Consider the following 6,470-nt stretch of genomic DNA (forward strand, 5'->3'; position numbering starts at 1 on the left):
AGGTGAACAGCGTTCAGGTGAACTGTGTTCATGAGCAGCCACCGAGAAGGAGCCCGAGATGACCAGACGCCTGCGCGTCGACGCGACCGACATCGCCCGCATCGCCGTCTTCGCCGCCATTGTCGCCGTGCTCGGCCTGCCGGGAGGCTTCACCGTGTTCGGCGCCGTGCCGATCACCGCGCAGACCCTCGGCGTCATGCTCGCCGGTGCCATCCTCGGACCCTGGCGCGGCGCGATCTCCATGCTCGTCTTCCTGGCGCTGGTCGCAGTCGGCCTTCCCCTGCTCTCGGGCGGACGCGGCGGCATCGGCGTCTTCGCGGGGCCGTCCGCCGGCTACCTGATCGGCTGGGTGGTCGGGGCGTTCGTCATCGGCGCCATCGTGCACGCCCGCGGCCGCATCACCTGGACGCGCACCATCACGGGCGTGCTCGTGGGCGGCATCGTGACCATCTACGCGTTCGGGATCCCGGTCCAGGCGCTCGTCACGCGCCTGCCGCTCGCCGAGACGGCGCTGCAGAGCACGGTGTTCCTCCCGGGCGACCTGGTCAAGGCGGCGATCGCCGTGGCGATCACGATGACGCTGGCCCGCGCGTATCCGCGCGCCTTCCGTTCGCTCGACCGCCGGCGGTCGACCACGGCGGCCCCCGCCGCTCAGCCATCCCAAGCAGCCCAGCCCGCGCAGACCTCCGACGGGTCGCGCGTTCGGTGACGGGCCCCGGATGCCCGGGCGAGATCGTCCCGCTGATCGACAGCGACCCGGCCCGATTGGTCGCGGCCGTGCTCCGCGTTCGCGCGGCCGGCGGCATCCCGCTGGTCGGCGACGACCGCTGGACGCCGCAGCACTGGGCGGGCATCCGCCGCTCCGTCGCGCATGCACCGCGACGGCCCGAACTGGCCTGGGCCGCGCTCACCTCGGGAAGCACGGGCACGCCGCGGATCGTCGTGCGCACCGCCGAGTCGTGGTCCGCATCCTTTGCTGCGATCGACGCGCTGCTCGAGCTGCGGCCGGATGACGTGATCTACCTCCCCGCGCCGCCCGCGTCCTCCCTCTCCCTCTTCTCGATCGCGCATGCCCACACGCATGCCCAAGCGCATGCCCATGCCGCGGGCGTGACCCTCGCCCTCCCGAGCGCGCACACTGTCGTCGCCCGGGACTTCGCCGGCGCCACCGTGTTCCACGGGACCCCTCGGGCCCTGCAGAGCGTCGTCGAGGCGATCGACGGCGATGCTCCGCACCGGTTGCGCGTCGCACTGGTCGGCGGCAGCGACCTCGATCCCGCGCTCCGCGAGCGCGCTGCGGGCCACGGCATCCGGGTCGTCGGGTACTACGGCGCCGCCGAGCTGTCGTTCGTCGCCGTCGACGAGGGCGACGGTCTGCGGCCGTTCCCGGGCGTGGACGTCGAGTCGCGCGAGAGCGTCCTCTGGGTGCGCTCCCCGTTCGTGTCGTCGGGCTACCTCGGCGACGGCGGGCCGTTCCGGCGTGACGGCGAGGGCTGGTCCACGGTCGGCGACCTCGCCGACGTCGCCGATGGGCAGATCCAGCTGCGCGGCCGCGCCGACGGCGCCATCCTGACCGCCGCCGCCACCGTCATCCCGTCCGAGGTCGAGGCCGTTCTGCGCGGCATCGACGGAGTGGGCGATGCCGTCGTCTTCGGCCTGCCCAACGCGGGCGTGGGCGCACTCGTCTCCGCGGTCATCGAACCCGAGCCGTCGCGCACGATGCCGGCGATCACCTCGCTGCGGGCGCAGGCAGCCGCCGGCTTGACGCTCACCCACCTGCCGCGCCGCTGGTTCGGCATGGGCGAGCTGCCCAGAACCGTCACGGGCAAGCCGGCCCGGGCCGAGATCGTCCGCCGCGTGCTCTCCGGGGAGGTGGCGTCCCTTGACGACTCCGTCCGGTGACCCCGTGATCGTCGCCGCCCGGCGCACCCCGATCGGCACGCGCGGTCGTGGCCTCGCGAATGTGACGGTCGAGCGGCTGGCCGCGCCGGTCATCCGGGCGAGCATCCGGGATGGCTTCGACGCGCTCGGTGGCGTGCGGCCGCTCGGTGACGTCGTGCTCGGCAACTGCATGGGGCCGGGTGGCAACCCCGCTCGGGTGGCCGCACTCGCCGCCGGCCTGGATGCGAGCGTGCCGGGTATGACGATCGATCGCCAGTGCGGCAGCGGACTCGCGGCGATCCTGGAGGCGGCGACGGCCATCCGCGCCGGTGACGACCGGCTCCGGGTCGCGGGAGGCGCCGAGAGCGCGTCGACGGCTCCGGTCCGCTCGATCGACGGGGTCCCCTACGACCGCGCGCCGTTCGCCCCGGCGGGCATCCCCGACCCCGACATGGCCCGCGCAGCCGACGACCTCGCCCGCGTCGCAGGCATCTCCCGGGAACGGCAGGACGCCTACGCGGCGCGCAGCCACCGCCTCGCGCTCGACGCCCAGACCCGCGACGCGTTCCGCGGCGAGCTCGTGAACCTCGGTAGCCTCGACCGCGACGACGCACCGGGAACCGTCACCGACCGGATGCTCCCCCGCTTCCCGGCCGTCTTCGACGATGGCAGCGTGACGGCGGGCAACTCCTGCCGCATCAGCGACGGGGCCGCGGCCGTGCTCCTCGCGCCCGCAGGCACGACCGGCGGAGCACCGGGGCTGGCGCTGCTCGCGCACGCCACCGTCGGGTGCGACCCCGCGCTTCCCGGCCTGGGCGCCGCGCCCGCGATCTCCGCCGCGCTCGAGCGTGCGGGGCTGGGTTTGCCCGACGTGGCCGCGTTCGAGATCGTCGAGGCCTTCGCCGCACAGCTCCTCGCCGTGCTGGCCGAGCTGGGAGTGAGCGACACCGACCGGCGCGTGTGCGCCGACGGCGGGGCCCTCGCGCTCGGGCATCCGTGGGGTGCGAGCGGGGCCGTCGCCGTCGTGCGCCTGTTCTCGCGACTGGTGCGGTCCGGCGCGCCGGCCGGGACCATCGGCGTGGCCGCGGCATCCGTGGGGGGCGGGATGGGCGTCGCGGCGGTCTTCGAGGTGGTGCGATGACCGCCATCGACCTCCGCGGCGCGACCGTGCGGCTCGGCGATCGCCTCGTGCTCGAGTCCGTCGACCTCAGCCTCGACCACCAGCGGATCGCCGTGATCGGCGCCAACGGCTCGGGGAAGTCGACGTTCGCCCGCCTGCTCGGCGGCCTCGTCTCCGCCGAGTCCGGCTCGGTGTCGGTGATGGGCCTCGACCCCGCCCGGCACTCGGCCGAGTTGCGAAAGCGGGTGGGCTTCGTGTTCAGCAATCCGGATGCCCAGATCATCATGCCGACCGTGGCCGAAGACGCCGCCTTCTCCCTGCGCGGCGAACGCCTGCCGAAAGACGTGACAGCCGAACGCGTCGCCGACGCCCTCGCCGAGTTCGGGCTGAGCGACCTGGCCGAGCATCCGGCGCACGATCTGTCGGGTGGCCAGAAGCAGCTGCTCGCCCTCTGCGCCGCGCTCATCCGCCGGCCGTCCCTCGTGATCGCCGACGAGCCCACCGCCTACCTCGATGCCCGCAACGCGCGGCTCATCGCCGACCATCTGCTGGCGGATGCGGACCGCGGCCTGGTGCTCGTCACGCACGACCTCGGGCTGGCCGCGCGCTGCGACGCCGCGGTGCTGTTCGACGGCGGCCGCCTCGCCGCGGTTGGCGAGCCCGGCGACGTGATCGAGCAGTACGAGGCGCTCCTGCGATGCTGACCCTCTACCGCCCGGGAACGGGCTGGCTGCACCGTGCTCCCGCCGGACCGAAGGCCACCGCCATCCTCGTCGTCGTGCTCGCGGTCTCGCTGCTGCCGTCGACATTATGGGCGGCGGGCGTCGCGGCGGCGGTGACCTGCGCCGCCTACCTCGTGTCGGGGCTCGGCCTCGGTGAACTCGGACGGCAGGCGGTCGCCGTGCGCTGGGTGATCGTGATCACGCTCGGCGCACAGCTGCTGTTCCTTCCGGTCGAACTCGCCGTCGCGAACACCTCCCGGGTGGTGGCGGCGATCCTGATCGCCGGACTGCTCGTGCTGACCACTCGGGTGTCCGATCTCCTCGACGCCTTCGAACGCGGCCTGAGCCCGTTCCGCCGGATCGGGGTCGAGCCGCAGCGCGTCGCCCTCGTGCTCGCCGTGACCATCACGACCATCCCCGTGCTCGCGCGCCTCGCCGCCGGCGTGCGCGAAGCTCAGCGGGCACGCGGAGTCCGGATGAGCATCCCGGGCTTCGTCATCCCGTTCCTGGTCGTCTCGCTCAAGCACGCGGACGAGCTGGGTGAAGCCCTCACCGCGAGAGGCGTACGGTGAACGGGATGCTCATCCACGGCAAGACGATCGACGACCAGACCCGATGCGTGCACTACGGCACGGCCGAAGACGTCATCGCCATCAAGTTCCGGTGCTGTGGAGACTACTACCCGTGCCACCTCTGCCACGCCGAGTGCGCCGGGCACCCCGCCGAGCAGTGGCATCTCGACGAGCGCGACGAGCATGCCGTGATCTGCGGTGTCTGCTCGACCGAGCTGACCATCGCCGAGTACCTCACAGTCTCCGGGTGCCCGGCCTGCGCCGCACCCTTCAACCCGGGCTGCGCGCTGCACACCCACCTCTACTTCGAGACCGCCTGACGCGTGGCGCCTGACGCGCGCAGCGCCGGCGCCGAGCCTCAGACCGAGAGCACGACCTTGCCGCGGGCGCGCCCGTCGGCGATGTGCTTCACAGCGGCGGCCGCCTCGGCCAACGGATAGACGGTGTCGATCGCCGGGTCGAGCGTGCCCGCCTCGACGAGCCCGACGAGCTCGGCGAGGTCGGTCGCGTTCTCCTTCGACAGGAGGCCGAGCAGCGTCTGAGTGGTGAAGCGGTTCCGGATGCCCGCTGCCGCGACACGCTCCATCCCGCCGAGCACCGCGCCTCCCGCCTCTCCGCCCACCAGCACGAGCGTGCCGTCCGGCGTGAGCGCCCGGCGCAGCACGGAGAGCGGACGGTTGCCCGCCGTGTCGATGATGACGTCCCACCGGCGATCGCCGGCGGTGATCTCAGAGCGGGTGTAGTCGATGACGTCGGCGGCGGCAAGACTGAGCACGAGCTCGGCCTTCGGCCCGCTGCACACACCCGTCACCGTCGCGCCGGCGGCGACGGCGAGCTGCACGGCGTAGGTCCCGACCCCGCCGGCGGCACCGATCACAAGCACGCGCTGACCTGCGGTGACGCCGGCGGCCTTCACTGCCTGCAGCGCGGTGACCCCGGAGATCGGGAGGGCGGCGGACTTCTCGTAGCCGGCTCCGCCGGGCATCCGGGTGATGCTGGTCTCGGGTGCCGCGACATACTCGGCGAAGGCGCCCTGAGCGCTGCCCACCACGTCGTCGCCCGGCCGGAAACGGGTGACCGCCGAGCCGACCGACTCCACCCGCCCGGCGAACGCCAGCCCGCGGATCCGCGCCTTCGGACCGCGGAAGCCGAAGCCGATCATGCGCATGAGATACGGACGGCCGGTCATGAGGTGCCACACGCCGACATCCACGCCGGCGGCGCGCACCCGCACCAGCACGTCGTTCGGGCCGGGTGCCGGAACGGGCATCCGGGACACGTTGAGCACGTCGGTCGAGCCGTAACGGTCTTGCGCGACGGCGGTCATCGTCGTGGCGCGGGTTGAAGTGGACATGATGAGTCCTTTCCGGACTATTCGGGGTACTGGAACACGGAGTCGAGGGGAACCCCGAACACGCGTGCGATCTGGAATGCGAGCTCGAGCGAGGGCGAATACTTGCCCTGCTCGATGGCGATGACCGTCTGGCGCGTGACGCCGATGCGATCGGCGAGGTCGGCCTGCGTCATCTCGCCGGCGGTGAAGCGCAGCGAACGGATGCTGTTGGTGACCCTGGTCGGCTTCACCACTTCGGGAAGCCTCCCCGGTAGGCGGTGAGCTTGGCGACCGAGCCGAGCGCGGCGGAGAGCACGAAGCAGAGGTACACGACGTTCGCGATCCAGAAGTAGCCGGCCTCGAACATCGCCAGGACGAGGGCGCCCACAGCGCCGATGATCACGAACGACTGGCCGATGCGGTCGCCGTACTGCTTGATCTCGCGGTCGCGCTGATCGCGCTTGTCCGCCTCTTTGGGCTTGGAGACCGCGATGACGATGTTGGCCACGATGTTGGCGACGATCGCGCCGCCCACCGTCCAGAGCAGCGCGGGCACGTAGTCGACCTCGACGAGCGGCTGCCCGTTCGAGTTCGACAGGACGATGACCAGATAGATCGCGTAACCCACGACCGAGATGATCAAGAACGACCATGCGTTCTTCTCTTCGAATGCCATCGCACACTCCCATGTAAAAGAAACCTGACATGACCAAGGTAAAACAAATCGGACCCCATGTCAAGAATCTCTGACACCAGCGGTCACCACGCGATCGAGTCCTGTCTTGTTTGGTCGAAAAAGCGGGGTTGGGCCCAACAAGTCAGGACCGGTCTCTTATAAAAAA

At 71.6% G+C, this 6,470-nt stretch carries 9 protein-coding genes; 6 read left to right on the forward strand and 3 right to left on the reverse strand.

Translation table 11 applies throughout. From position 1 onward, the window contains the following. The first annotated feature begins 58 nt into the window (after positions 1 to 58). The 6 genes from ACFVV5_RS11835 to ACFVV5_RS11860 are packed head-to-tail and all read left to right on the forward strand — an operon-like array spanning position 59 to position 4,615. Positions 59 to 709 carry a biotin transporter BioY gene (locus ACFVV5_RS11835; RefSeq protein ID WP_387243799.1) on the forward strand — a complete coding sequence of 217 codons (651 nt, stop codon included), beginning with the start codon at positions 59 to 61 and terminating at the stop codon, positions 707 to 709. Next, complete coding sequence (locus ACFVV5_RS11840; RefSeq protein ID WP_387243802.1) at positions 706 to 1,902, forward strand: class I adenylate-forming enzyme family protein; 1,197 nt, start codon at positions 706 to 708, stop codon at positions 1,900 to 1,902. The genes ACFVV5_RS11835 and ACFVV5_RS11840 overlap by 4 nt, the downstream gene beginning before the upstream one ends. Continuing rightward, positions 1,883 to 3,022, forward strand: a complete 1,140-nt coding sequence (locus tag ACFVV5_RS11845; RefSeq protein WP_387243805.1) for a thiolase family protein — start codon at positions 1,883 to 1,885, stop codon at positions 3,020 to 3,022. Before ACFVV5_RS11840 ends, ACFVV5_RS11845 begins: the two co-directional genes overlap by 20 nt. After that, positions 3,019 to 3,705 (forward strand): energy-coupling factor ABC transporter ATP-binding protein, encoded by a 687-nt coding sequence (locus tag ACFVV5_RS11850; RefSeq protein ID WP_387243808.1) that lies wholly within the window; start codon positions 3,019 to 3,021, stop codon positions 3,703 to 3,705. Before ACFVV5_RS11845 ends, ACFVV5_RS11850 begins: the two co-directional genes overlap by 4 nt. Beyond that, positions 3,699 to 4,295 (forward strand): energy-coupling factor transporter transmembrane component T family protein, encoded by a 597-nt coding sequence (locus ACFVV5_RS11855; protein ID WP_387243812.1) that lies wholly within the window; start codon positions 3,699 to 3,701, stop codon positions 4,293 to 4,295. The genes ACFVV5_RS11850 and ACFVV5_RS11855 overlap by 7 nt, the downstream gene beginning before the upstream one ends. Before the next feature lie 5 nt (positions 4,296 to 4,300). After that, complete coding sequence (locus tag ACFVV5_RS11860) at positions 4,301 to 4,615, forward strand: CHY zinc finger protein (protein WP_387244151.1); 315 nt, start codon at positions 4,301 to 4,303, stop codon at positions 4,613 to 4,615. Between the two features lie 38 nt (positions 4,616 to 4,653). On the opposite strand, the gene ACFVV5_RS11865 is transcribed toward ACFVV5_RS11860, so the two are convergent. From ACFVV5_RS11865 to ACFVV5_RS11875, 3 genes are read right to left on the reverse strand one after another with little or no spacing between them, the layout of a single operon-like run. Beyond that, positions 4,654 to 5,649, reverse strand: a complete 996-nt coding sequence (locus ACFVV5_RS11865) for an NAD(P)-dependent alcohol dehydrogenase (protein ID WP_387243815.1) — start codon at positions 5,647 to 5,649, stop codon at positions 4,654 to 4,656. A gap of 17 nt (positions 5,650 to 5,666) precedes the next feature. Beyond that, entirely contained in the window at positions 5,667 to 5,882 is a 216-nt protein-coding gene (locus ACFVV5_RS11870; RefSeq protein ID WP_387243818.1) for a helix-turn-helix transcriptional regulator, read from the reverse strand. Next, positions 5,876 to 6,304, reverse strand: a complete 429-nt coding sequence (locus tag ACFVV5_RS11875; RefSeq protein WP_387243822.1) for a hypothetical protein — start codon at positions 6,302 to 6,304, stop codon at positions 5,876 to 5,878. Before ACFVV5_RS11875 ends, ACFVV5_RS11870 begins: the two co-directional genes overlap by 7 nt. Between the last annotated feature and the right edge of the window lie 166 nt (positions 6,305 to 6,470).

This window comes from Leifsonia sp. NPDC058248 (assembly GCF_042881905.1).
Taxonomy (GTDB): Bacteria; Actinomycetota; Actinomycetes; order Actinomycetales; family Microbacteriaceae; genus Leifsonia.